Origin of the sequence: Phyllobacterium sp. NPDC097923 (genome assembly GCF_044760925.1) — a bacterium.
In the GTDB taxonomy this organism is placed as follows: domain Bacteria; phylum Pseudomonadota; class Alphaproteobacteria; order Rhizobiales; family Rhizobiaceae; genus Phyllobacterium; species Phyllobacterium calauticae.
In genome coordinates, this window is sequence record NZ_JBIWBL010000001.1 from 774,524 (window position 1) to 796,627 (window position 22,104).

22 protein-coding genes are annotated in these 22,104 nt (G+C 59.1%); 14 read left to right on the plus strand and 8 right to left on the minus strand.

The features are described from left to right. Complete coding sequence (locus tag ACIQWS_RS03920) at positions 1–1,230, plus strand: class I SAM-dependent RNA methyltransferase (protein ID WP_403170388.1); 1,230 nt, start codon at positions 1–3, stop codon at positions 1,228–1,230. 16 nt (positions 1,231–1,246) lie between these two features. On the opposite strand, the gene tldD is transcribed toward ACIQWS_RS03920, so the two are convergent. Both tldD and ACIQWS_RS03930 read right to left on the minus strand, forming a co-directional pair. Further along, positions 1,247–2,659: a metalloprotease TldD gene (gene tldD / locus ACIQWS_RS03925; protein WP_403170390.1), complete on the minus strand. Its 1,413-nt coding sequence runs from the start codon at positions 2,657–2,659 to the stop codon at positions 1,247–1,249. A gap of 80 nt (positions 2,660–2,739) precedes the next feature. Further along, complete coding sequence (locus tag ACIQWS_RS03930; RefSeq protein WP_223611539.1) at positions 2,740–3,258, minus strand: invasion associated locus B family protein; 519 nt, start codon at positions 3,256–3,258, stop codon at positions 2,740–2,742. 384 nt (positions 3,259–3,642) lie between these two features. On the opposite strand from ACIQWS_RS03930, the gene coxB reads away from it, so the two are divergent. From coxB to rnhA, 11 genes are all read left to right on the plus strand, one after another. Then, entirely contained in the window at positions 3,643–4,488 is an 846-nt protein-coding gene (coxB, locus tag ACIQWS_RS03935) for a cytochrome c oxidase subunit II (protein ID WP_105737343.1), read from the plus strand. A 39-nt stretch (positions 4,489–4,527) separates the two neighbouring features. Further along, entirely contained in the window at positions 4,528–6,180 is a 1,653-nt protein-coding gene (gene ctaD, locus ACIQWS_RS03940) for a cytochrome c oxidase subunit I (protein ID WP_346306384.1), read from the plus strand. A gap of 77 nt (positions 6,181–6,257) precedes the next feature. Next, complete coding sequence (cyoE, locus tag ACIQWS_RS03945) at positions 6,258–7,202, plus strand: heme o synthase (RefSeq protein WP_223611537.1); 945 nt, start codon at positions 6,258–6,260, stop codon at positions 7,200–7,202. A 1-nt stretch (position 7,203) separates the two neighbouring features. Beyond that, positions 7,204–7,359: a hypothetical protein gene (locus tag ACIQWS_RS03950; RefSeq protein WP_165401776.1), complete on the plus strand. Its 156-nt coding sequence runs from the start codon at positions 7,204–7,206 to the stop codon at positions 7,357–7,359. After that, positions 7,359–8,000 (plus strand): cytochrome c oxidase assembly protein, encoded by a 642-nt coding sequence (locus ACIQWS_RS03955; protein WP_403170395.1) that lies wholly within the window; start codon positions 7,359–7,361, stop codon positions 7,998–8,000. Before ACIQWS_RS03950 ends, ACIQWS_RS03955 begins: the two co-directional genes overlap by 1 nt. 58 nt (positions 8,001–8,058) lie before the next feature. Further along, positions 8,059–8,937: a cytochrome c oxidase subunit 3 gene (locus tag ACIQWS_RS03960; RefSeq protein WP_223611535.1), complete on the plus strand. Its 879-nt coding sequence runs from the start codon at positions 8,059–8,061 to the stop codon at positions 8,935–8,937. Positions 8,938–9,130: 193 nt separating this feature from the next. Next, complete coding sequence (locus ACIQWS_RS03965) at positions 9,131–9,526, plus strand: DUF983 domain-containing protein (RefSeq protein WP_346306383.1); 396 nt, start codon at positions 9,131–9,133, stop codon at positions 9,524–9,526. A gap of 7 nt (positions 9,527–9,533) precedes the next feature. Beyond that, positions 9,534–10,301: an SURF1 family protein gene (locus tag ACIQWS_RS03970; RefSeq protein WP_346306382.1), complete on the plus strand. Its 768-nt coding sequence runs from the start codon at positions 9,534–9,536 to the stop codon at positions 10,299–10,301. 51 nt (positions 10,302–10,352) lie between these two features. Then, positions 10,353–11,360 (plus strand): 4-hydroxy-3-methylbut-2-enyl diphosphate reductase, encoded by a 1,008-nt coding sequence (ispH, locus tag ACIQWS_RS03975; protein WP_346306381.1) that lies wholly within the window; start codon positions 10,353–10,355, stop codon positions 11,358–11,360. Positions 11,361–11,362: 2 nt separating this feature from the next. Beyond that, positions 11,363–12,343 carry a homoserine kinase gene (locus tag ACIQWS_RS03980; protein ID WP_403170403.1) on the plus strand — a complete coding sequence of 327 codons (981 nt, stop codon included), beginning with the start codon at positions 11,363–11,365 and terminating at the stop codon, positions 12,341–12,343. Continuing rightward, on the plus strand, positions 12,340–12,783 hold the full coding sequence (gene rnhA, locus ACIQWS_RS03985) for a ribonuclease HI (RefSeq protein ID WP_105737018.1): 444 nt from the start codon (positions 12,340–12,342) through the stop codon (positions 12,781–12,783). The genes ACIQWS_RS03980 and rnhA overlap by 4 nt, the downstream gene beginning before the upstream one ends. A 55-nt stretch (positions 12,784–12,838) precedes the next feature. On the opposite strand, the gene ACIQWS_RS03990 is transcribed toward rnhA, so the two are convergent. Both ACIQWS_RS03990 and ACIQWS_RS03995 read right to left on the minus strand, forming a co-directional pair. After that, positions 12,839–13,324: a peroxiredoxin gene (locus ACIQWS_RS03990; RefSeq protein ID WP_346306379.1), complete on the minus strand. Its 486-nt coding sequence runs from the start codon at positions 13,322–13,324 to the stop codon at positions 12,839–12,841. 76 nt (positions 13,325–13,400) lie between these two features. Further along, positions 13,401–14,267 (minus strand): protein-disulfide reductase DsbD domain-containing protein, encoded by an 867-nt coding sequence (locus ACIQWS_RS03995; protein ID WP_346306378.1) that lies wholly within the window; start codon positions 14,265–14,267, stop codon positions 13,401–13,403. A gap of 116 nt (positions 14,268–14,383) precedes the next feature. Here ACIQWS_RS03995 and ACIQWS_RS04000 point away from each other — a divergent pair, with 116 nt between their 5' ends. Continuing rightward, positions 14,384–14,986 (plus strand): YqgE/AlgH family protein, encoded by a 603-nt coding sequence (locus ACIQWS_RS04000; RefSeq protein ID WP_223611527.1) that lies wholly within the window; start codon positions 14,384–14,386, stop codon positions 14,984–14,986. Positions 14,987–14,988: 2 nt separating this feature from the next. Here ACIQWS_RS04000 and ACIQWS_RS04005 read toward each other — a convergent pair whose 3' ends face one another. Genes ACIQWS_RS04005 through thrC form a run of 4 tightly spaced genes read right to left on the minus strand, consistent with a single transcriptional unit; the run spans position 14,989 to position 21,212 of the window. Further along, positions 14,989–17,868: an EAL domain-containing protein gene (locus ACIQWS_RS04005; RefSeq protein ID WP_403177472.1), complete on the minus strand. Its 2,880-nt coding sequence runs from the start codon at positions 17,866–17,868 to the stop codon at positions 14,989–14,991. Between the two features lie 35 nt (positions 17,869–17,903). Next, positions 17,904–18,488 carry a GNAT family N-acetyltransferase gene (locus ACIQWS_RS04010; protein WP_403170412.1) on the minus strand — a complete coding sequence of 195 codons (585 nt, stop codon included), beginning with the start codon at positions 18,486–18,488 and terminating at the stop codon, positions 17,904–17,906. Positions 18,489–18,508: 20 nt separating this feature from the next. Beyond that, complete coding sequence (locus ACIQWS_RS04015) at positions 18,509–19,804, minus strand: M16 family metallopeptidase (protein WP_403170416.1); 1,296 nt, start codon at positions 19,802–19,804, stop codon at positions 18,509–18,511. Positions 19,805–19,814: 10 nt separating this feature from the next. Further along, positions 19,815–21,212 (minus strand): threonine synthase, encoded by a 1,398-nt coding sequence (gene thrC / locus ACIQWS_RS04020; RefSeq protein WP_403170421.1) that lies wholly within the window; start codon positions 21,210–21,212, stop codon positions 19,815–19,817. Positions 21,213–21,339: 127 nt separating this feature from the next. On the opposite strand from thrC, the gene ACIQWS_RS04025 reads away from it, so the two are divergent. Next, a complete protein-coding gene (locus tag ACIQWS_RS04025) occupies positions 21,340–21,933 on the plus strand; it encodes a hypothetical protein (RefSeq protein ID WP_403170426.1) in 594 nt (197 codons plus the stop codon). Positions 21,934–22,104: the final 171 nt, after the last annotated feature.

Sequence of the window (22,104 nt, forward strand, 5' to 3'; positions counted from 1 at the left end):
ATGAGCACGCGCGTAACAATTGAGCGGATGGGCGCCGGTGGCGACGGCATTGCCGCAACGACGGCAGGCAGTGTCTATGTGCCGTTCTCGCTGCCCGGTGAGGTCGCCAATGTCGCGCTGGAAAACGGCCGTGCAACGATGATGGCCCTGCTTGAGGCATCGGCAGAGCGGATCGATCCCGCCTGCCGCCATTTTGAGGAGTGCGGCGGTTGCGCGCTCCAGCATTGGCAGGACAGCGCCTATCAGGACTGGAAGCGGTCGCTGGTGCAGGACGCGCTCGGCGGGCGCGGACTGCAGTTCAAGCTTGATCCGCTCGTGCCCTGCGCGCCGCAGAGCCGCCGCAGGGCAGTCTTTGCCGTCCGCACCAGCGACCATGGCGCCGTGCTCGGGTTCAACAGACACCAGAGCCACGAACTCATCGACATCACGGAATGTGCTGTCACGGTTCCGGAAATCGTTTCACGGCTGGATGACCTGCGCGAAGTGGTTGCGGTGTTGGGTGGCGGCATGAAGCCGTTCAAGCTGACTGTCACGGCCACTGCCTCCGGGCTCGACATCACCGCATCGGGATGCGGCGCGCCTGATGCTGCCAAGCGGCATGCCCTGACGAACCTTGTTCTGAAAAAGGGCTTTGCCCGGTTGAGCTTCGAGGGTGAAATCATCGTCGAGCCGAAAAAGCCGCTGGTGCATTTCGGCAAGGTTCCGGTCTATCTTCCGGCCGGCGGATTCCTGCAGGCAACCGTCGAGGCGGAGGAGGCTATGGCTGCGCTGGTGACAGGGCATCTCGCCAAGGCCAAGAAAACCCTCGATCTGTTCTGCGGCTCCGGCACGTTCGCGTTGCGGATGGCGGAAAAGTCTGCCGTTCATGCCGTGGAAAGCGAACAGGTCGCGATTGATGCGCTGGATCGTGGTGCGCGTCATGTTCAGGGCTTGAAGCCGGTCAGCGTCGAGCGCCGCGATCTGTTCCGCCGGCCGTTTCTGGCGCGTGAGCTTGCTCCCTATACCGGGCTGGTCTTCGATCCGCCGCGCGCCGGTGCGGAAGCCCAGGCCATCGAGATTGCAAAATCGAATGTGCCGAAAGTGGCTGCGGTCTCCTGCAATCCGGTGACGCTCGGGCGCGATCTGAGCATCCTCGTCAAGGGCGGCTACAAGATCGACCGCGTCGTGCCCATCGACCAGTTTCTCTGGTCGTCGCATGTCGAAGCCGTGGCGCTGCTCTCGAAGAAATAGGCAGGAGAACGGCGGTTCAGACCGCCGTTCCACCTACAGTCATCTGATCCATGCGCAGGTGCGGTTGGCCGACGCCGACCGGCACCCACTGGCCGCCCTTGCCGCAATTGCCCATGCCCGTGTCGAGCTGCAGATCGTTGCCGATCATGGAAATGCGCTGCATGGCATCGGGGCCATTGCCAATCAGCATTGCGCCCTTGACCGGCGCGCCGATCCTGCCGTTCTCGATCATGTAGGCCTCGGTGCAGCCGAACACGAACTTGCCTGACGTGATATCCACCTGGCCGCCGCCGAACGAAACCGCATAGATGCCGTTCTTGACCGAGGCGATGATTTCTTCCGGCGTCTTGTCGCCGTCGAGCATATAGGTGTTGGTCATGCGGGGCATCGGCGCGTGCGCATAGGATTCGCGCCGTCCGTTCCCGGTGGGCTGCATGCCCATCAGGCGTGCGTTCTGCCGGTCCTGCATATAGCCGACGAGAATGCCGTCATCGATGAGAACGGTCTTGTTGGTTGGCATGCCTTCGTCGTCGACGGTCAGCGAGCCGCGACGCTCGGAAATCGTCCCGTCATCGACGACGGTAACGCCCTTCGACGCCACTTTCTGACCGAGCAGACCGGCAAAGGCCGATGTCTTCTTGCGGTTGAAATCGCCCTCGAGCCCATGGCCGACCGCTTCGTGCAGCATCACGCCGGGCCAGCCGTTGGACAGGACAATATCGAATGTTCCCGCCGGGGCAGGAATGGCCTCGAGATTGACCAGAGCCTGGCGCAGCGCTTCATCCGCCGCGTGCTGCCATTTTTCGGCAGTGATGAACTCGCCAAAACCCTTGCGCCCGCCCGCTCCATAGGAACCGCTTTCCTGGCGGTCGCCATCGCCGACGACAACGGACACGTTGAGCCGGACCATGGGGCGGATGTCGCGGACGAAATGCCCGTCGGCACGTAGGATTTCCACCTGCTGCCACGATCCTGCCAACGATACGCTGACCTGCCGGACCTTCGGGTCCTTGGCGCGCAGATAGGCGTCGATTTCCTGCAGCAGTTTGACTTTGGCTTCGAAGCTGGGCGAGCCAATCGGGTTCTCGTCGCCGTAAAGGCTGCGGTTGGTTCCGGGAGGGGCAGCGGTGTAGGCGCCGGCGTAGCCGGTGCGCACGGCCGAGGCCGCATCGGCGGCGCGCTTGAGCGCGCCCAGCGAAAGCTCGCCCGCATGCGCATAGCCGACAGCTTCACCGGCAACAGCGCGCAGACCAAATCCCTGATCCTGATTGAAGGTACCGTTCTTCAGACGGCCATTGTCGAAGGCAAGACCTTCCGATTCCCGGTATTCGATGAAAAGCTCGCCGTCATCAGCGCCCTCAAGGCTTTGCTTGACGGTTTCGAGGATTTTTTCGCGCGGTGCGTCAAAACTGTCGATGAGGCTTTTCATGATCATTCATCCGTTCAGGTGATTATGAAGCGGATGTAGGGCCTCGCCCGGCCCGCTACAACAGAAAACTTATGGAGCGATCAGGGGAGGGCGTCGAAACCTTCGCCAAATCCATTGAGTTCGACGGGAATACCGATGCCTTCTTCCGGCGTCTGGAAGACGATGAACGTTGCGGCCTTGCCGGTCTTGAAGGTCTGGACCAGCTGATCTTCCAGGATGACTTCCGCATAGCAGCCGTCTTCGAAGCAGCGGACGAAATAGGCGCGGCCGATATCTTTGCCATCCACGTTCAGGCCAAGCCCGTTGGGCAGGAGCACGCCGAGCGGTGCAAGCACACGCAGGATCTTGGCCTTGTTGTCGGCGGTTTTGAGAACCACGACCGAAAGACCCATTTCCGGGCGATCCGCCGCGACGACATTCTGAATCAGGGCGCATTGCTCTGATTTCGCGCCTGCCGGCGTGTCGCACAGGATCGACCATGCGCCGTGAGTGGATTTGACCGTGCCGCTCTGCTGCGCTGCCATGGCACCGCCGGAAAAACCGGCAATGGACAGGGAAAGCAGACCGAGGGCGATGCTACGTAGCGCGAAAGAGGACATGTAGGCTCCAAAACGAATCATCCAGACGTTAAACCGCCACGGCCCGGATGAAAAGAATACCGCTCAAACACTCCCCAGCATACAGCGGCTCTGTCATCTCTGGTGTAATGCAAAAATGGCCGGATTGTGAGCCCTACACGTGTCGCTGGTCAAAATCGTCCGGAAAGTGAAAAAAGATACGTCTTTACAAGATGCTGTCATCCACAGGCGGCGCGCTGCGCGCAAAAATGCCGCACGGCATCACGTTCGCCTTCCTTGCGATGTAGGCTAATGTGTGATTTGAACGCGGCATATCGCCGGGCCACTTTTGAAGCCCGGTCTTAACGTATGGAATTGAAGCTTCATTCGGGAGATTTCTAGGTGAAGAAGAACATTGTCACGCTGATGGGTGTCCTGGGGGGCCTGTTAAGTGCCGGTACTGCATATGCTGCACAGCCTGAGCCTTGGCAGATGACGTTCCAGCCGGCAGGGTCTGCCATTATGGAGCAGATCATCTGGTTCGAGCACTATACATTGTGGTTCATCGTCCCGATTACACTGTTCGTGATGGTCCTTCTGGGCTGGGTCATGATTCGCTACCGCGCCAGTGCCAATCCGGTTCCGTCCAAGACGAGCCACAACACGGCGGTGGAAGTGGTCTGGACCGTTGGTCCGGTTGTTATTCTTCTGTTCCTGGCAATTCCTTCCTTCCAGCTTCTGACCGCGCAGTATTCGCCCGAAGAAGCCAAGATGACGATCAAGGCGACGGGTTACCAGTGGTATTGGGGTTATGAATACCAGGTGGGTGATGCACCGGTCTCCTTCGACTCCGTCATGCTCAAAGATGCTGATCGCGCCGCCGCAGGCAAGGAAGACCGCAAGGCCTATCCCCGTCTGCTTGCCGTGGACAATGAAATGGTTGTTCCTGTGAACACAACCGTTCGTCTTCTGGTGACGGGTGCCGACGTGATCCACTCCTTCTCGATGCCGGCCTTCGGCGTCAAGATGGATGCTGTCACCGGCCGCAGCAATGAAACATGGTTCAAGGCAGACAAGGAAGGCATGTATTATGGTCAGTGCTCGCAGATTTGCGGCAAGGATCATGCGTTCATGCCGATTGCGATCCACGTGGTTTCGCAAAGCCAGTATGATGCGTGGTTTGCTGCTGCCGGGAAGGATCTTCCAGGCGCATACAAGACACTCACCGCTAAAATCGACGCAGACAAGAACATAAACGTAGCCGGCAACTGAGCTGGTTGACGCGAATTATTGAGGAACGGGAGCACTTTGATGGCAGGTTCTGCAGCTCACGAGGACCATGGCGCTCATAAGCCGACAGGCTGGACGCGCTGGGTTTATTCGACCAACCACAAGGATATCGGCACGCTCTATCTGATCTTCGCGATCGTTGCCGGCATCATTGGCGGTTGTCTTTCGATCGCCATGCGTGCCGAGCTTCAGCAGCCCGGCATCCAGATTTTCAGCGGTCTTGCATCGATGGTCTACGGCTTCCAGGGTGATGCCGCCATCGATGGTGGCAAGCAGATGTACAATGTGTTCTCGACGGCACATGGTCTGGTCATGATCTTCTTCATGGTCATGCCTGCGCTGATCGGCGGTTTCGCCAACTGGATGGTTCCGATCATGATCGGCGCACCTGACATGGCCTTCCCGCGCATGAACAACATCTCGTTCTGGCTGCTTCCGCCCGCACTGCTTCTGCTCCTCCTGTCCATGTTCGTTCCGGGTCCTGCCGGCGGCTACGGCACGGGTGGCGGCTGGACAATCTATCCGCCGTATTCGACAACCGGCCAGCCCGGCCCGGCGATGGATTTTGCCATCCTGTCGCTGCATATTGCCGGTGCATCGTCGATCCTGGGTGCGATCAACTTCATCACCACGATCTTCAACATGCGTGCCCCCGGCATGACGCTGCACAAGATGCCGCTGTTTGCCTGGTCCGTGCTGATCACCGCGTTCCTGCTGCTGCTGGCTCTGCCGGTTCTGGCAGGCGGCATCACCATGCTTTTGACCGACCGCAACTTCGGCACGACGTTCTTCTCACCGGAAGGTGGCGGTGATCCGCTGCTGTTCCAGCATCTCTTCTGGTTCTTCGGTCATCCCGAAGTGTACATCATGATCCTGCCGGCCTTCGGCATCATCAGCCACATCGTCTCGACATTCTCGCGCAAGCCGATCTTCGGTTATCTCGGCATGGCCTATGCCATGGTTGCCATCGGCGTGGTCGGCTTCATCGTCTGGGCGCACCATATGTATACGGTTGGCCTTTCGCTCGACACACAGCGTTACTTCGTCTTCGCGACGATGGTCATCGCCGTGCCGACGGGCGTGAAGATCTTCTCGTGGATCGCGACCATGTGGGGCGGTTCCATCGAGTTCAAGCCGCCGATGGTCTGGGCAATCGGCTTCATCTTCCTGTTCACCGTTGGTGGTGTAACGGGCGTGCAGCTGGCCAATGCCGGTCTCGACCGTGCGATGCATGACACCTACTACGTGATCGCGCATTTCCATTACGTGCTGTCGCTGGGTGCTGTATTCGGAATTTTCGCGGGCTGGTACTACTGGTTCCCGAAGATGACCGGCTACATGTACAACCACACCATTGCGCACACGCACTTCTGGGTGATGTTCGTCGGTGTTAACCTGGTGTTCTTCCCGCAGCATTTCCTCGGACTTGCCGGCATGCCGCGCCGCTACATCGACTATCCCGATGCATTCGCCGGCTGGAATGAAGTATCGTCCATCGGTTCCTACATCTCCGGTGTTGCCGTGCTGATCTTCCTCTTCGGTGTCTTCGAGGCTTTTGCCAAGAAGCGTGAAGCCGGCGCCAACCCCTGGGGTCCAGGTGCGACCACACTGGAATGGCAGCTGTCTTCGCCGCCCCCGTTCCATCAGTGGGAACAGCTTCCACGCATCAAGTGACAATACAACCGGGCCGCTGAACCCCAGCGGCCCGGGCATCTTCAAGTTGAAACGACTGAAACAACAAGACTGATCGAATGGCCCTGATTGAGAAAAACGCAACCGTAGATACCGCGATTGGCCTGTCTGAAGCCAATGCGTCGGACTATATTGCCTTGCTCAAGCCGCGCGTGATGTCGCTGGTTGTCTTCACCGCCATTGTCGGCATGATGGCCGCGCCCGGTCATATCAATCCCATTCTCGGTGTTATCGCCATTCTCTGCATCGCCGTCGGTGCCGGAGCTTCTGGCGCGCTGAACATGTGGTACGATTCCGATATCGATGCCGTGATGAAGCGCACCGCCAATCGTCCCATTCCGGCCGGCCGGATCACGCGCGAAGAGGTGCTGACCTTCGGTCTGCTGCTGTCCGCGTTCTCGGTGGTCACGCTCGGCCTTTTCGTCAATCTTCTCTCGGCGTTCCTGCTGGCCTTCACCATCTTCTTCTATGCGGTGGTCTATACGATGTGGCTGAAGCGCTCGACGCCGCAGAACATCGTCATCGGCGGAGCTGCGGGTGCATTTCCACCCATGATCGGCTGGGCTGCCGTGACCAATTCGGTCGGCATCGAAAGCATCGTGCTTTTCCTGATCATCTTCCTGTGGACGCCGCCGCATTTCTGGGCGCTGTCGCTGTTCATGTCGGATGATTACGAGAAAGCCAAAATCCCGATGATGCCCAATGTCATGGGCGAAGCGTCGACGAAGTTCCAGATTTTCCTCTATACGCTGCTGGTGGCGCCGGTTGCCGTGCTGCCCTGGGTCATGGGCTTTGCCGGCATTGTCTATGGCGTGTTTTCCATCGGCGCCGGAGCAATGTTCCTTTTCTACGCCTGGACCGTCTGGCGTGCGCCGGTTGGCGCGCCGATGATCAAGCCGGCGAAGAAGATGTTCGCTTTCTCGATCTTCTATCTTTTCAGTCTCTATGCCGTACTTCTCGGCGAAATCCTTGTGCGCAAAGCACTTTTCCTGGCAGGTGCATGACATGAGTGATGATCGCGTTACACTGACACCCAAACAGAAAAGGGCGCAGCGCAGCCGCTCCATCGCGCTTGCCCTGGCCTTGGCCGCGTTTGTGATCCTCGTTTATGTCGGCACATGGGCCAAGCTCGGTGCCAGGATTCTCGAACGGCAGATGTGATGAGCGCTCCTGTGGAAGATAACCAGACACCAGCGGCGGATAGCACCCCTGCGCCAAAGCGCCGGGTTTCCGACCGGACAATCGCGATTTCCTGCCTTGCTTTCTTCTTCGGCATGGTGGGCATGGCTTTTGCGGCCGTGCCGCTCTACGCCATGTTCTGTCAGGTCACCGGTTATGGCGGCACGACCCAGCGGGTCGAGCAGATGTCCGATACGATCCTCGACAAGAAGATCACGGTTCGCTTCGACGCCAATACCTCTGATGGGTTGGCGTGGCAGTTCAAGCCGGTGCAGCGCGAAGTGACGATGAACATTGGCGAGACCAAGCTCATTCACTACGAAGCGATCAACAAGCTGGACAAGCCGTCTGCCGGCCGCGCAGCCTTCAATGTCACGCCGCAGGCCGCCGGTGCCTACTTCAACAAGGTCGAGTGCTTCTGCTTCACCGACACCGTCCTGAAGCCGGGCGAAGACATGCAGATGCCCGTCGTTTTCTTCGTCGATCCGGATATCGTCAATTCGGAAGAACTGAAGGGCGTCAACACGATTACCCTGTCCTACACATTCTTTCCGATCGCGATGCCGGCACCGGTTGCCGCCAGTGCGGACGTGAAGAAAGACAAGCCATCGGGACAGCTTTGAACTTGCGCTGACATTTTGTCAGTGGCTAAACAGATGAATAGAACTTGCGGGGGTTAAAATGGCCGAAGCGCACACAAAGAACCACGACTACCACATTATCGACCCAAGCCCATGGCCGTTCCTAGGCTCTGTGGGTGCTTTTGTCATGGCTATCGGCGGCATCGCTTACATGCGCTACCACAGCGGCGGGGAATTGCCGCTCTTTGGGCATAACCTGGCACAGCCATGGTTGTTCTTCATCGGCCTGGCCATCGTTCTCTACACCATGTTCGGCTGGTGGTCGGATACCATCCGGGAGAGCAAGGAAGGGCACCACACCCGCGTCGTTTCCCTGCACCTGCGCTATGGCATGATCATGTTCATCGCGTCGGAAGTGATGTTCTTCGTTGCCTGGTTCTGGGCCTTCTTCGATGCCAGCCTGTTCCCGGGCGAGGCAGAGCAGGTTGCCCGCGCGGCATTCACCGGCGGTCACTGGCCTCCCAAGGGCATCGAAGTTCTCGATCCGCTGCATCTGCCGCTGTACAACACCATCATTCTGCTGCTGTCCGGTACGACGGTCACCTGGGCCCACCATGCGCTGATCCACAAGGACCGCAAGGGCCTGATCACCGGCCTGACGCTGACTGTCCTGCTCGGCATGCTCTTCTCGTTCGTGCAGGGCTACGAGTACATGCACGCACCGTTCGCGTTCAAGGATTCGATCTACGGCGCGACGTTCTTCATGGCCACTGGTTTCCATGGCTTCCACGTGATCATCGGAACGATCTTCCTGCTGGTCTGCCTGCTGCGCGCCATGCGCGGCGATTTCACCCCGCAGAAGCATTTCGGCTTCGAGGCTGCCGCCTGGTACTGGCACTTCGTTGACGTGGTCTGGCTGTTCCTGTTCTTCTCGATCTACGTCTGGGCCTCATGGGGCGCGACGCTGGCCGTCGAATAAGCAAGCCGCTGCTAACAGAAATAAAGAGGGCGGTCATGGAAACATGGCCGCCCTTGTTGTTTGGGCACAATCTCCATGAGGGGCGGGTGCTTCAACTTATCGACTGGACACAGGGGTGCAATGGCGTCACTAATCGCGCAATGGATGAAATCTGGGCGCTGGTCCAGGATGGAACACCGATCGAGACCAACCCATGAGTGAAGACAGAGCCCTTTATCCGCCAGTTGACCCGTTCACTGCGGGCGTCAAGGCGCGTTGCCCCCGCTGCGGGCAGGGCAAGCTGTTCGATGGTTTTCTGACACCGGCCCGGCAATGCTCCAGCTGCGGGCTCGATTATTCCTTTATCGATTCGGGCGATGGTCCGGCCGTGCTGGTGATGCTGCTGATCGGGTTCATCGTCGTCGGTCTGGCGCTGTGGATGGAAGTCACGCTCGATCCGCCGCTTTGGGTGCATTTCATCCTGTGGATTCCGCTGGCGCTTGTGCTTTGCCTGACCGCTCTGCGCTGGATGAAGGGTGTCCTGATTGCCCTTCAATACAAACACAAGGCTGCGGAAGGGCGTCTTGATATTCCCACGGCCCATGAGTGATATTGCAATGCCAGTAAGGCCCACCCGGTTTCCATGGATCACGCTGAGCCTCAGCGCTATCCTCTTTGTCATTCTGATCGGGCTCGGTACCTGGCAGGTGGAACGCCTGCAATGGAAGGAAGCGCTGCTCGCAACCATCGCCGCACGCACCCATTCCGCACCGCAGCCGCTGGCGGAGATCGAAAAGATCTGGGCGCAGGACCATGATGTCGAATACCGTCCCGTGACAGTCACCGGGCGTCTGCTCAATGACCGCGAGCGGCATTTCTTCGCCACCTATGAGGGCTATTCCGGTTACTTCATCTATACCCCGCTGCAACTCGACGATGGCCGGGCGGTTTTTGTCAACCGCGGCTTCGTGCCCTACGACCAGAAGAACGCGTCGACACGCCAACAGGGCGAAGTGGCGGGACCGGTGACCGTCACCGGGCTTGCGCGCAATCCGTTGGCTGGAAAACCGTCCTCCATTCTTCCCGATAATGATCTCGTCAAGAACATCTATTTCTGGAAAGACCTGCCTGTTATGGCCGCGCAATCCAGCATCAATCCCGAACAGCTGGTACCGTTCTTCATCGATGCCGACAAAACGCCCAATCCCGGCGGCTTTCCCATCGGCGGTGTCACCATCATCGATCTTCCCAACAGCCATCTGCAATATGCGGTCACGTGGTATGGTCTGGCGGCGACGCTGCTCACCATCGTGATCATCTCCATGGTGCGGCGCAGGCAGGGCGACAAAGCAGAAACTCAACCTTCGGACTTGACTTCCCGTTGATTGCCGCCCAATTCCATGGGCACATCCAACGCTTCGACTTCCGCGAGACCTATGACCATGGCTGACAAGAAACCACTGACAATCCGCCTGTGCGGACCGCGCGGATTTTGCGCCGGGGTGGATCGCGCCATCCAGATCGTCGTCCTGGCGCTGAAGAAATACGGTGCGCCGGTTTATGTCCGGCATGAAATCGTGCACAATCGCTATGTGGTGCAGGGTCTGCAGGCGCGCGGTGCCGTTTTCGTCGAAGAACTCGACGAAATCCCGGCAGAACATCGCAGCCAGCCCGTGGTTTTCTCTGCGCACGGCGTGCCGAAGTCGGTGCCGGAAGACGCGGAACACAAGAACCTCTTCTATCTCGATGCCACCTGTCCGCTGGTCTCCAAGGTGCACAAGCAGGCCATGCGCCATCAGCGGCTTGGGCGGCACGTCATTCTGGTCGGCCATTCCGGTCATCCTGAAGTCATCGGAACGATGGGGCAATTGCCGGAGGGTGCGGTAACCTTGATCGAAACCATCGAAGACGCTGAGAACTATCAGCCGGCGGACCCGAAGAACCTCGGTTTCGTCACGCAGACGACGCTGTCGGTCGATGACACCGCCGGGATCATCGCAGCCTTGCAGAGCCGTTTCCCGGATTTGACTGCGCCGGCGGCCGAATCCATCTGCTATGCCACGACAAACCGTCAGGACGCTGTGAAAGCAGCGGCGCCTGGTTGCGATCTGTTCCTCGTCGTCGGTGCGCCGAATTCGTCCAATTCGAAGCGGCTGGTCGAGGTTGCAGAGCGCTCCGGTGCTTCGCAATCGCTGCTGGTGCAGCGGGCCGCGGATATCGACTGGGACCTGATCGGCGATATTGCCACCGTCGGCCTCTCCGCCGGTGCGTCCGCACCTGAAATCATTGTCGATGAAATCATCCAGTCCTTTTCGGAGCGCTATTCCGTGTCGATTGAACTTGCCGAGACGACCATCGAAACCGAGAATTTCCATGTCATGCGCGATCTGCGCGATGTGGAACTGACCAGCGGCGACATGGCATTCGTCAACGGAAGTCACTGATTATGGCTGTCTATACCGATATCAACGAAATCGATCTCGCGCACTTCCTTCGGGATTATGACATCGGCAACCTGCTCTCCTACAAGGGCATCGCCGAAGGCGTCGAGAATTCCAACTATCTGCTGCATACAAGCAAGGGCTCCTACATCCTGACGCTCTATGAAAAGCGGGTAAACAGCAATGATCTGCCGTTCTTTCTGGGGCTGATGCAGCACCTTGCGGGGAAGGGGATCAGCTGTCCCTTGCCCGTCGGGCAGAAGAACGGTTCCAGCATCGGTGAACTTGCGGGCCGCCCGGCCGCCATCGTGACCTTCCTGGAAGGCATGTGGATGCGCAGGCCCACGGTGCAGCACTGCCACGCGCTGGGAGAGGCGCTGGCGCGCATGCACGTGGCGGGAGCAGATTTCCCCATGCGCCGCAAGAACGCGCTCTCCGTCGCCGGCTGGCGGCCATTGTGGAACAATTCAAAGGCCAATGCCGATCGGGTCGAGCCGGGCCTCGCCAGCGAGACCGAAGCCGATCTGGCTTTCTTCGAAGCCCATTGGCCGCAACACCTGCCGGCCGGTGTCATCCATGCCGATCTATTTCCGGACAATGTGTTCTTTCTTGGCGACAAGCTTTCCGGCCTGATCGATTTCTATTTCGCCTGCACGGATCTGCTCGCCTATGATGTTGCGGTCTGCCTGAATGCCTGGTGCTTTGAAAAGGACCATTCCTTCAATCTGACCAAGGGCACGGCACTGCTGCGCGGTTATAATTCCGTTCGCCCCCTGTCGGCGGAGGAGGCGGAGAGCCTGCCCATCCTCGCGCGCGGCTCGGCGCTGCGTTTCATGCTCACCCGGCTCTACGACTGGCTGACCGTTCCCGAGGGCAGTTTCGTCGTCAAGAAGGACCCGATGGAATATGTCCGCCGCATGCGCTTCCATCGCCAGATCAAATCCGCTGAGGAATATGGCCTGTTGCCAGCGGGTGCCGCCTCGTGAAGTCGATACAGGTTTTTACCGATGGCGCCTGCTCGGGCAATCCCGGACCCGGCGGCTGGGGTGCGGTCCTGCGCTGGAACGGCAATGAGAAAGAGCTTTCCGGCGGTGAAGCGGATACCACGAACAACCGTATGGAGCTGATGGCGGCCATTGCCGCGCTCAACGCGCTGAAGGAGCCTTGTTCGGTCGATCTCTATACGGATTCGGTCTATGTCCGTGATGGCATTTCCGGCTGGATCGAGGGCTGGAAGCGCAACGGCTGGAAAACCGCCGCCAAGAAGCCTGTGAAGAATGCCGAGCTTTGGCAGGCGCTGGATGAGGCACGCAAACGCCACAAGGTTGTCTGGCACTGGGTCAAGGGCCATGCGGGACATCCGGAGAATGAGCGTGCCGATGAGCTCGCCCGAACCGGCATGGCGCCGTTCAAAAACAAATCCTGAGCAAACAAAAGGGCCGGTCTGACCGGCCCCTTGCATGAGTTCGCTCTGTCGCTGTTTACAGCTGGCCGAGCAGGGTCGCTGCGCTTGAGGTCACAGCCTGACCGGGCGAGTCCTCGATGTTGAGTTCCTTGACCACGCCATCCTCAACCAGCATGGAATAGCGCTTGGAGCGCACGCCCATCGTGCCGGCAGCAAGGTCGATATCCAGGCCGACAGCCTTGGTGAAGGTCGCATTGCCATCGGACAGGTACTGGATCTTGCCTTCGCCATTGGTGGCCTTGGCCCACGCGCCCATCACATGCGGATCGTTGACGGCGACAACGGCGATGGTGTCGACACCCTTGGCCAGAATGGCATCGCGGTTTTCAAGATAGCCCGGCAGATGGTTCATGCTGCAGGTCGGGGTGAAGGCACCCGGTACAGCGAAAAGCACCACCTTCTTGCCCTTGAACAGGCTGTCTGAGCTGACTTCGCTGACACCGTCATCGGATTTTGTCTTGAACGTGGCGTCCGGCAAACGCTCGCCTACCTTGATTGTCATGAATTGGCTCCATATGAACAAAATTAGCCCTATGCAGATAGGGCGTGCATGATCAAAAGTCGAGGGTAGACTGGTGCTATTCCTGTGCCTCAAGCTTGCCTGAAACCGCCTTCTCGCCCTGGACCAGGGTGTAGTTCAGTGTCACGGCCTTCTTGTCCTTGCCGGTGAGAACCGGCACCGAGAACACGGCGGTTGTCGTCTCGCGGCTTTTCAGTTTCGCCATGCCAAACGTCACGCCGCCTTCGCCGGCAACGAAGAGGTCGGTCTGCGGCTGATCCGTCGGCAGCTGAACGGTAACCTTGACATGATCACCGCGGCGCACCGCACTTTTCACGCCGAACGAAGCCGATGCCTTGTCGGGCAGGGCGGCAAATGCATCGCTGACAAGCGTTTTCGTCAGCGCGTCCGACGGGCTGTTGTCGATGGAAATATCGAATTCGGCGGTGACGGGAATGCAGATCGCCTCGCAGATGCCGAGAAACGCATGGCCCTTGAACTGGGCTGGCTTGGAGGGGTCGGCGAGTGTCAGGATAACCGGCAGTGCCACGGATTTCTTGTATCCCGACCACTTCGAAGTGCCGTCCTCAAACCGGTGTGGCGCAGGGAACCCGAGCGAATAGCTTTTGATGTTGCCCTCCTGGGAGAGCGCGAGTTCCGGCGGCACACCGGCATCGCCGGGTTCACGCCAATAGGTTTTCCAGCCCGGATCGAGATTGATCTGTACCGCGCCGTGTACTTCGCTTACGCCCTTCTGGGGATTGTCGACAATCAGCCGGACGCTGCCGCCGGGTGTCTTTGTCCACTCGGAGGTTCCAGCCTGTGACGGCGAGGCAAAAGCCGCAACAGTCAACGCTGCAGCGAGAAAAATGGGCGTGTTCGTGTTCATGCGCGGACCATTGCAGGCCTTTTCGGCCTTATCAAGGATGTCACGGAATTTGCTCATCATTTCTATGTGAGGCGCGCGTTATATCCTGCGCGAACGCGCCCGGATTGCGGCTCTTTTTACAATTCCTCGTTCAAAACCGTTGTCATTTGCGCAATCCTTGATACCTTTGTTCGATGGATATTTTCAGAACGGCGAACAAAGAGACCGGATTTCTGAATGGTCAATTCCTTCTGGCGATGCCGGGAATGGACGACAGCCGCTTCGCGCGTTCGGTTATCTACGTCTGTGCGCACTCGGAAAAGGGTGCCATGGGGCTGATCATCAATCGCCCCCAGGAGATGGAATTCTCCGACATTCTCGTGCAGCTCGGCGTTCTCGACGAACATCAGGCCATCATGCTGCCTGACTGCACCCGCGATTTCATCGTGCGCAATGGCGGACCGGTGGAGATGCGCCGCGGCTTTGTCCTGCATTCCGACGATTATCTGACGGATTCCACCATGCCGGTTTCGGAAGAGATTTGCCTGACAGGCACGGTGGATATTCTGCGCGCCATATCCGGCGGCCGCGGCCCGCGCTGTGCCCTGATGACCCTGGGTTATTCCGGCTGGGCGGCGGGGCAGCTTGAAAACGAGATCGCCAACAATGGCTGGCTTACCTGCCGCGCGCCGCAGGAACTGCTCTTCGACACCGACCTGGAGAGCAAGTATGACCGTTTGCTGGCGCATATGGGCGTTGACCCGTCACGCCTCGCCACCGTCGCCGGCCACGCCTGATCCTACGATGCCTTTGACTGCTGGAACTGCTCGCGCAGCAGCTTTGTCGCGACATCGAGCGTCAGCGGCGGGCTGAACATGAAGCTCTGGGCATATTCGCAGCCCATCTGGCGCAACTGCAGCGCGTCGCTCTCATTCTCGATGCCTTCCGTCACAACCGACAGTCCGAGGTCATGCGCCATGCTGATCATCGAGCGCAGCAGCGTGACTTTCTGCGGCTGCTCGGCCTTGAGGAATGACCGGTCGATCTTGATCATGTCGAAGGGGAACGAGGTGAGGTAGGAGAGGGACGAATAGCCCGTTCCGAAATCATCCAGCGATACACCGACGCCCATGGCCTTGATGCTGGAGAGAACGTGCGCGGACCGCTCGGGATTCTCCATCATCAGGGATTCCGTCAGTTCCAGTTTCAGGCTGGCCGGATCGATCTGTGTCTGGGTCAGCACCGAGCGCACATCGTCGATGAGATCCTGACGGATCAGCTGGCTGCTCGATATGTTCACCGAGACAAACAGCGGCGTGGCGCCGATGGTGCGCTGCCAATTGACGAGGTCTTCCGCCGCATGCTGCATGACGAACAGGCCAAGCTGCACGATCAGCCCCGAGCTTTCGGCAATCGGGATGAATTCGGATGGCGGTATCGAGCCGCGGCGCGGGTGATCCCAGCGCATCAGGGCTTCAAAACCGGCAATGGTGTTGTACTCCAACCGCACGATCGGCTGATAGGCAATGTGGATTTCGTGGCGTTCGAGCGCGCGGCGCAGGTCGGATTCGAGCTGCAGCTTGTCGCTGCCCACCGCACGGAACGCCGGACGGAAGGGTTCGATCCGGTCGCCGCCAAAGCGTTTCGCCTGGAACATGGCAAGCTCGGCGTCCTTCACGAGGTCTTCCGGAGAGGCCGTGCTGCCGCTGGTCCAGGTGATCAGGCCAAGTGATGCGGTCAGGACGATTTCGCGCTTGGCGAAGGCAATGGGCGCGCGGATGGCCTGTTTGACGGCTTCGGCAAAGGCGGCGATGCGCGCCGGCTCGACTTCCGATACCAGGATAAGGCCGAACTGATCGGCGGAAAGACGGCTCAATGTGTCCTGCGGCCGCAAAAGGCGGTGCAGGCGCCGCGAGACGGTCAGAAGGAACGTATCGCCTGCCGACATGCCGAGCCCGTCATTGACCTGCTTGAAGCGGTCGATGTCGATGATGAACACGGTCGGGCGGATCTTGCTTTCGGTCTGCGCCATGGTGATGACGGAGCCGAGGCGGTCGAGGAACAGTTCGCGGTTGGGCAGGCCGGTCAGATTATCATGGACCGCGTCGTGCAGCAGGCGCTCTTCGGCCTTTTTCTGCTCTGTGACATCGATGAGGGTGCCGACGCAGCGGACAATCTCACCGTCGGAACCGATCACCGGGCGGGCTTTCAGCGTGTACCAGTAGTAGTGGCCGTCATTGGCGCGCAGGCGGAAGGTCTGTGAGATGCGGCCGCGGCGGTTTTCCAGAATGACGTCGAGCGTGGTGCGGAAACGGTCGCGGTCATCGGCATGCAGCGTTGGCAGCCAGTTGCGCACGGCGCCGTGCAGCGAACTCGCCGAAGCACCGAGGAAATTGGTAAGGTCCGGCGTCGTGACGACGCGGTCGCGCGGCACGTCCCAGTCCCAGACGATGTCGCCGGAACCGATGATGGCCAGCGCCTGCCGTTCCACGTCGGAAAACAGCCCCTGCTGCAGGGCGCCGCCGGAAAAGGCGTGCTGCATCACCGTGAATCCGATGAGGAGGACGATCAGCACCAGCCCGCCGCCGAGCGCCGGCTGGACGATGTCATTGGCAAGAATGCCGGAGACGGTCAGCCAGCTTCCCAGCAGCCAGACAAGCAGGAGCAGCCAGGTCGGTATGAGCATGATTGCCCGGTCGTAACTTCGGAATGAAAAGAAGCCGATGAGGACGATGCCGGCGATCACCGTCAGGGCAAAGGAAAAGCGCGCAATGCCGGACGCGATGGGCGGATCGAAAATGGCCACACCGGAGAGAATGCCGAGACCCAGAATCCAGGTCAGCGCGCCGTAGCTGAAATTGTCGTGCCATCGGTTGAGATTGAGGTAGGTGAAGAGAAAGATCACCAGTGTCGCTGCAAGCGCCACTTCGGTGCCCGCCCGCCAGACCTGTTCATTGCCGGGCGTGATCTCGATCAGCTTGTTCCAGAAGCCGAAGTCCACGCAGATATAGGCAAGCACCGCCCAGGCCATGGCTGCGGTGGCTGGAAAGAGTGATGTTCCCTTGACGACAAAAAGAATGGTCAGGAACAGGGCGAGAAGACCGGCAATACCGAGCAGGATGCCGCGATAAAGCGTGTAGGAATTGACCGTGTCCTTGTAGGCATTAGGCTCCCACACATAGACCTGCGGCAGGTTGGGCGAGGCGAGTTCGGCGACGAAGGTGATCACCGAACCCGGATTGAGGGTGACCAGGAAAATATCGGCGTCTTCGCTGGCCTGCCTGTCGAGGGCAAAGCCCTCGCTGGGGGTGATGGAGGTGATGCGCGTCGAGCCGAGATCCGGCCAGATGAAACCCGATCCGACCAGGCGGAAATGCGGAGCGACGATCAGGCGGTCGATCTGTTCATCGGTGGGATTGGCCAGCGAGAAGGCCGCCCAGTCGCCGGTGGAGCGGCTGTCATTGGCCTGCACCTCGATGCGGCGGACAATGCCGTCGGTGCCAGGCGCCGTGGAAATCTGGAAGGTCTCGCCCTGGTTCCGGTAAATCTCCACGGCCTTGGACAGATCGAGTGCGGTGCTTTCCTTGGTGATCTTGATGGTTTCAAAGGCGCTGGCAGCCGACAGCATGGACATCATCAAAAAGAGGAGGACAAAAATCCTCGATAGGCCTTTCAGCATGTGTCCGGTCAATGATGCCACGAATTCAACCTTTGTTATTTGGCGCGCACATCGTCTTCTATGATCGAGAAGAGCAGATGGTCTTGCCACGTACCATTTATTTTCAGGTAGGAGCGTAGCAGTCCTTCCCTCTGAAATCCGGCTTTTTCGAGAAGGCGGATCGATCTTTCATTGCTTGGAATACAGGCGGCTTCCAGCCGGTGCAACCGGACTTTGGTAAAAGCATGGGATATCAGCAGGCGCAGCGCTTCGCTCATATAGCCCTGTCCGGCATAGGGCGCGCCCATCCAGTAACCAATCATGCCGTTTTGGCCGACACCCCGCCGGATATTGCCAAGCGTGATGCCGCCGAGAAGGCGGGAATCTGAATTGTGGAAAAGAAAGAAGGGATGCGCCGTTCCCGCCGCAGCCTCGTCGTCATAGTGCCGAATCCGGTGGCGGAACGCGCTGCGTTCCAGATCGTCATCCGCCCACAGCGGTTCCCATGGCGCAAGGAAATCCCGGCTCGTCGCGCGCAAATTTGCCCAGGCCCGATAATCGGAAACCTGTGGGGGGCGCAGATAAAGCCGTTCGCCCTGCAGCAAGGGCGAAGCGCTTTTCAGGAAGGGCAGGGCGATCATGGCGGTGTGCCGTTGACGCTCTAGACCGCTATTTTTCGTGGGCTCGGCGTTGCCGTTGCCAGCCCATGTCGAATATCAGGGAACTTCATCAAGGGGGCAATCGGACCAACGGCAGCCAAAGTCGGCGATGCGTCGATGAACAGCCGCCCGGCAAGATCGGTCAGGCGTTCAGTGGTGATCTTGGACAGACGCTCCACCAGTTCCTCGGTTGAAACCGCATGGCCGTAGAGCAGCATCTGGCGGGCAATCTGTCCGGCCCGGCTTGCCGCGCTCTCATGCGACATCAGCAGGCTGGCGCGGTACTGCGCCCGTGCGCGGTTCAATTCGTCCTGCCCGATGTTGCGGGCCGCTTCGTGCAGTTCGTTGATGATGACGGGGACGAGCTTCTTCAGGTGACTGCGTCCGGTCGCGGCATGGATGCCGAAAACTCCGGTGTCGGAGAAACCCCAATGGAAGGCATAGACCGAATAGCACAGGCCGCGCTTTTCCCGCACTTCCTGAAACAGCCGCGAGGACATGCCGCCGCCAAGAATCATGGCAAGGAGCTGCGAGGCATAGAAATCGCGCACGTGATAGGCGCGGCCCTCGAAGCCGAGAACGACCTGCGCATCCATCAGGTCGCGCTGCTCGCGGAAGTCTCCGCCGACATAATGGGCGACATCGGGTTCCGGCGCCGTCGTCTTTGCCCGGAAAGAGCCAAGGCGGCTTTCTACTTCCCGGACGAAGTCGTCGTGCTTGACACCGCCGGCAGCGACAACAACCATGCGCTCCGCGCTGTATTGGTCATCCATATAGCGGCGCAGATCGGCTGACGAAAAGGACTGGACGGTTTCCGGCGTGCCGAGAATGGTGCGTCCGATCGTCTGATTGCTGAAGGCGGTTTCGGTGAAGCGGTCGAAGACCACATCGTCAGGCGTGTCATGCGCCGCGCCGATCTCCTGCATGATCACGTTTTTCTCGCGTTCCAGCTCTTCCGCGTCAAATTTGGAGCTGTTGAGAATATCGGCGAGAATATCGATGGCCAGCGGCATGTCATCGCGCAGGACGCGGGCATAGAAGGATGTTGTTTCAACACTGGTGGCGGCGTTGATCTCGCCGCCCACATCCTCGATATCGGCTGCTATTTTCCAGGCGGAGCGATTTTCCGTTCCCTTGAAGGCCATATGTTCCAGAAGATGGGCAATACCGTGCTGATTGCTCGCCTCGTTACGTGATCCTGCCTTGACCCAGATGCCAAGGGCTACACTCTCCACATGCGGCATTGTCTCTGTCGCAATCGTCAGACCGTTGGAGAGGCGACTGATTTCAACGCCCATTCAGTGCTCCTTACTTTGCCGCTCTTGAACGTCGGCTGACATACTCTTCCACATTTCTAAGGTCATTGGGAAGTACCGTATACTGTTCTTTTCGCTGCATGAGGTCGCCGAGCCAGAGCGGAAGCGCCGGATGAACGCCACTTGCGGCTTCCACCGCATCGGGAAATTTGGCCGGATGCGCCGTCGCGAGAACAATGCTGGGCACGCCGGCGCCGACTTTTTCGCGTGCGACCTTCAGGCCGATGGCCGAATGCGGATCGAGCAGGTAGCCCGATTGTGCCAGAACATCCTTGATCACAAGGGCGGCATCGGCAGTGGTTGAGCGTCCCGCATCGAATTCGCTGCGGATTTTCGCAAGCGGCGCGTCGGCGATGGTAAAGCTGCCGGACTGCTTCAGGCCGTCCATCAGGCGACGAACAGCTGCGGCATCGCGGCCATGCGCCTCGAACAGCAGGCGTTCGAAATTCGACGAGACCTGAATGTCCATGGACGGCGAGGTGGTGTGGAAGACGCCGCGTGTTTCATATTTTCCCGTCTCGATTGTCCGGGTCAAAATATCGTTATCGTTGGTTGCGATCACCAGCCGGTCGATGGGAAGACCCATGCGCTTGGCGACGTAGCCGGCAAAAATATCGCCGAAATTGCCGGTCGGGACCGTGAAGGAAACCGGCCGGTCCGGACTGCCGAGGGCAACCGCCGCCGTGAAGTAATAAACGATCTGCGGCATGATGCGCGCCCAGTTGATCGAGTTGACACCCGACAACGACAGGGAGTCGCGGAAGTTCAGGTCGTTGAACATGCCTTTGACCAGCGACTGGCAGTCGTCGAAATTGCCTTCGATGGCCAGGGCATGCACGTTGGACGCCGCCGATGTCGTCATCTGCCGTTGCTGCACCGGCGAGACGCGGTTGTGCGGGAACAGGATGAAGATGTCCGTGCGGTCACGATTGGCGAAGGCTTCGATGGCCGCGCCGCCCGTATCGCCTGATGTGGCGCCGACAATGGTCGCGCGCTGGTCGCGTTTGGCAAGGATGTAGTCCATCAGCCGGGCGAGCAGCTGCATGGCGACATCCTTGAATGCAAGGGTGGGGCCATGGAAAAGTTCAAGGACGAATTCATTGTGGCCGGTCTGGATCAGTGGGCAGACCGCCCTGTGGCGGAAGGTTGCATAGGCTTCATGCACCATGCGCTCGAAATCCGCCTGATCGATATCGCCGGCGATGAACGGGGTGAGGACGCGGATTGCCACCTCTTCGTAGCTCTTGCCGCGCAAGGCGCGAATCTCTTCAGGGGAAAACTGTGGAAACTCCTGAGGCAGATAAAGGCCGCCATCGCGCGCCAGACCAGCCAGAAGGGCATCGGAAAAGCCCAAAACCGGCGCTTCTCCGCGAGTGCTTGCATATTTCATATCATTCGCCTTTTGTACCGCGCTTGCGAGCCAGCCAACTCCTGTGGCAGAAAGCTGGAAAGCACCGTCGCATTCTTACCTCACCGTTGGTATAGAACAGGTCCGTTCGTCAAGGAAAGTTCAGTTCATGAAGTCAGAAACACATAAATCTCTGCCCTTCTATCAACTTTGCGGCATGATTTTCGCTGTGGGTCTTGCGGGATGCTCCACCAGCGGTGCCAAGGATGCATCGAAGGATCCGGCCGTACAGGAAGCACAGGCGCGTATCACCGCAACGGAACTGACCGCCTATTGCCCGCCGGTGACGATCCGCGAGGGAACAGCCATCTTCAACAATTACGGCAAGGCGCCAAAGGCACCGGAAAACCTGATCTATCAGGCATCGATCGCCGACGAGACGCGCTCCTGCCAGCGCAACGGCGGTACGCTCGGGATGAATGTCGCCATTTCCGGCAAGGTCGTTCCCGGCCCGAAATTCAGCCCCGGCACGCTGACCATGCCGATCCGCGTTGCTGTGATGGAGGGATCGAATGTGCTGTATTCCAAGCTCTACCGGCAGCCGATTTCGGCGACCGATACCTCGGCCGCATCGCAGTTCATTTTCAACGACCCCAATGTCAGCTTCCCGACGCCGACAGCGAAGGACATTCAGGTCTTCATCGGATTCGACGAAGGCCCGGATGATTCCCAGGCAAAGACCAAGACGAAAAAGAAGAAGTAAGATAAGGCTGGCGCCGCCGGCTTTATGAAAAAGGCACCGCTTTGGCGGTGCCTTTTGTTTTGTTTGAATGGCAGAAATCGTGGTGCGTGGTTCGACAAGCTCACCATGAGGGAGAGTGAAGATTGCAGGGAGTTATATTCTGCAACCTTTGCGATTAGCATTGCAGCCAAA